This window comes from Frankia sp. CcWB3 (genome assembly GCF_977927595.1).
This window is the reverse complement of the sequence record NZ_CDWRCK010000154.1, coordinates 1-3,460: the sequence shown is the minus strand read 5'-3', so window position 1 is coordinate 3,460 and position 3,460 is coordinate 1. Positions and strand designations below refer to the sequence as shown.

Genomic DNA, 3,460 nt, shown 5'->3' with positions numbered 1-3,460 from the left:
GCGTCCAGAAATGGACCTTCCCGAGCCGGTCGTTCATCATCCGGCCCGTGACCTTCGGGAACCAGAAGTAGGTGCCGCCGAAGGCGGCGAACACCACGGTCCCGAAGACGACGTAGTGGAAGTGGCCGACGACGAAGTAGCTGTCGCTGACGTGGAAGTCGATCGGCGGGCTGGCCAGCAGCACCCCGGTCAGGCCACCGAACAGGAAGGTCACCAGGAAACCGACCGCGAATAGCATCGGCGTCTCGAAGGTGAGCTGCCCGTGCCACATCGTGCCGATCCAGTTGAAGAACTTGATCCCGGTCGGCACCGCGATGAGGAACGACATCAGCGCGAAGAAGGGCAGCAGCACCGCGCCGGTGACGAACATGTGGTGCGCCCACACCACGACGGACAGGGCTCCGATGCCGATGGTGGCGAAGACCAGGCCCTTGTAGCCGAACAGCGGCTTGCGGGAGAAAACCGGCAGGATCTCGCTGATGACGCCGAAGAACGGCAGGGCGATGATGTAGACCTCGGGGTGGCCGAAGTACCAGAACAGGTGCTGCCAGAGCAGCGCGCCACCGTTGGCGGCGTCGAACACGTGCGCGCCGAAGCGCCGGTCGGCCTCCAGGGCGAGCAGCGCCGCGGCGAGCACGGGGAAGGCGATCAGCACGAGGATCGAGGTCGCCAGGAAGGTCCAGCAGAAGATCGGCAGCCGGAACATCGTCATGCCCGGGGCCCGCATCGTCAGGATCGTTGTGATCATGTTGACGGCGCCGAGGATGGTACCGACACCGGAGACCGCGAGACCCACGACCCACAGGTCGGAGCCCACTCCCGGCGAGTACACCTTGCTGTTCAATGGCGAGTAGGCGAACCAGCCGAAGGACGCGGTGCCGTCCGGGGTCAGGAACCCGAAGATCACCGCCAGGCTGCCGAACAGGAAGAACCAGTAGGACATCGCGTTCAGCCGCGGGAACGCCACGTCCGGCGCGCCGATCTGCAGCGGCACCAGGAAGTTCGCGAACGCGAACGCCAGTGGGGTGGCGAACATGAGCAGCATCAGTGTGCCGTGCAGCGTGAAAAACTGGTTGTACTGCTCGTTGGAGAAGTACTGCAGCCCCGGGCGGGCGAGTTCCGCCCGCATCATCACGGCCAGGACACCGGCGAAGAGGAAGAACCCGAACGACGTGACGGCGTACAGGATGGCGATGTCCTTGTGGGACGTCGTCCGCAGATAGCCGAGCAAAGGGGTACGTGGCCTGGTGTGCGCGGCGACGACATCCACCGGCTGCGTCCCGCTATCCGCTGCTCCGCCCGGTTCTCTCGGTTGGTGTAGAATCGTCACGTTCGGCTCCCGATGTTCGTCGTCCGCACGGCGCCAGAATGCGCGTGGAAAGCGGCGGACGGGCCGGGGAAAGGCTAACGTGGCGACCGGTGTCCTGGCCGTAGAACCGTCGAGTTTCTTCGGATTTATTCGCGATGCGCAGGCCGGCGAGGCCACCCGGCGGAGGTCATCCGGTGGTCGAATTCCCGTGCCTTTTCCGATGAATCGGGTGGAAAGCGGTCGGCAGTGCGGGCCGGCAGGGCCGGAGCGTGCTGTCGCCGCACGCTCGCTCTCAGGCCGGCCGCGCGCCGGGCCGCCCGTTCTCGACCACCCAGGTGGCATCCGTGGACGTGGGCGAGTGGCGATGTCGGCGACGACCCGCATGTCCGCGCGCCATTCGTCCGGGGTGACGCGAACGCGTGTGTAACCTCGCCGGTCACCGCGAAAATACCGGACATGCGGGTTGAGCCGGGCATTGTTCCGCCGGACGAAGTCCTCGCTGACGAGGAAGAAGGCCGAGCTGATCGAGGTGCAGACGAACTCCGTCGCGACGACCGGCGTCTCGGGCCGGTCGAAATCGACCCGGAGGTCGTTCACCCAGGCGCAGTGGATGTCACCGGAGAGCACCACCGGGTTGCGCACGCCGCTGTCGCGGATCTCCGACAGCAACCGGGCCCGGTAGGGGCCGTACCCGTCGTTCTGATCCAGGTTGGCCAGCCGTGGTCCCTCGCCGAGGGGTAGCTGCCCGTTCAGCTGGGCCAGCATCGTCTGCTGGGCGAGGACGTTCCAGCGGGTCCGCGACGTGGTCAGGCCGTCGCGCAACCAGCGTTCCTGGGCGGTGCCGGCCATGGTGCCGGCCGTGTTGTCCCGGCCCAGGGCGGCGAGCCCGATGCCCTGCGGGGAGTCGCCGGGCTGCCTGGTCCGGTACTGCCGGGTGTCCATGACGTTGAACGTCACCAGGTTCCCGAACGCGAACCGCCGGTAGATCCGCATGTCGGGCGATCCCGGATTCAGCTCCGCCCGGATCGGCATGTGTTCGTAGTACGCCTGGTAGGCGGCGGCACGCTGGCGGGCGAACGCCGCGGGATCCTGCCGTTGCTCCCCGGTGTCGCCGGCCTCGTCGACCAGCCCGGCGTAGTTGTTCTCGACCTCGTGGTCGTCCCAGGTGACGACCCAGGGGGCCACGTGATGAGCGGCCTGCAGGGCAGGATCGGACTTGTACTGGCCGTACCGGTTGCGGCAGTCCGCCAGCGTCTGGAGTTGGTCCAGGCCGGGCCGCTGCGGGGTGGTGTGCCGCCGGTCCGGATAGGTGCTCCTCGGGTCATACTCGTAGATGTAGTCGCCGACGTGGACGACGAGGTCCGGCGCGTCGGCGGCGATGCCGTCGAAGGCCGGCCAATACCCGTTCTGGAAGTCCTGGCATGAGGCCAGCGCGAAGGTCAGGGCACCGCCGGCCGATTCCGGTCCCCTCCCGGGGGCTGCGGCCGTCCGGGTCCGGCCGACCGGACTGAGCACGGTGCCGGCACGGAACCGGTAGAAGTAGTCACGCTCCGGCGCGAGTCCGCGGACGTCGACGTGGACGGAATGCGCGAACGCCGCCTGCGCGGTCTGCGTGCCGGCGCGCACCACATCGCGGAAACCCTCGTCCGTCGCGATCTGCCAGTCGATCTCAATGTCCCGCGTGGGCATGCCGCCGCCCTCGGTCGGCCTCGGTGCGAGCCGGGTCCAGAGGATGACGCCGTCCGGCAACGGGTCGCCGCTGGCGACCCCGAGCCCGAAGACCCCGTCGGTGACGCCCGCGATCGGGGTGGGCGCCCGCAGGGCCGGCAGCGGGGGTCGGGATCGAACCGCCGGAGCCGCTGCAGGCCGCCAGGCTCGCCCCGCCCAGCGCGGCGCCCCCCAGCCCGAGGCCGCTGAGCAGGACGGCACGGCGGCGTGGACCGGCCCCCGGGTTCGTCCCGTGGCCGGACCGGGCGGCGGCGCGAGGACCGGTACCCGGATCGGCGCGTGCCGACGGATCGGTGCCGGCCGGTCGACCAGTCTGACCGGTGGCGGCTGACGGCGAGGGCGCCCGCGGGAATCGGCGGGAACGCGGAGAACCGGCCGCGGCGTCACGGGTCACAACTAGGGCCTGTTTGGGAAGTTCATCGG

At 68.9% G+C, this 3,460-nt stretch carries 1 protein-coding gene and 1 pseudogene; both read right to left on the bottom strand.

All coding sequences use genetic code 11. The annotated features are described in order from the left end of the window. A partial coding sequence (locus ACY5KJ_RS12865; RefSeq protein ID WP_462189230.1) for a cytochrome c oxidase subunit I occupies window positions 1-1,330 on the bottom strand: 1,330 nt, incomplete at its 3' end. Between the two features lie 271 nt (window positions 1,331-1,601). Next, window positions 1,602-3,230 (bottom strand): annotated as a pseudogene (locus tag ACY5KJ_RS12860) (alkaline phosphatase D family protein). Window positions 3,231-3,460 lie beyond the last annotated feature (230 nt).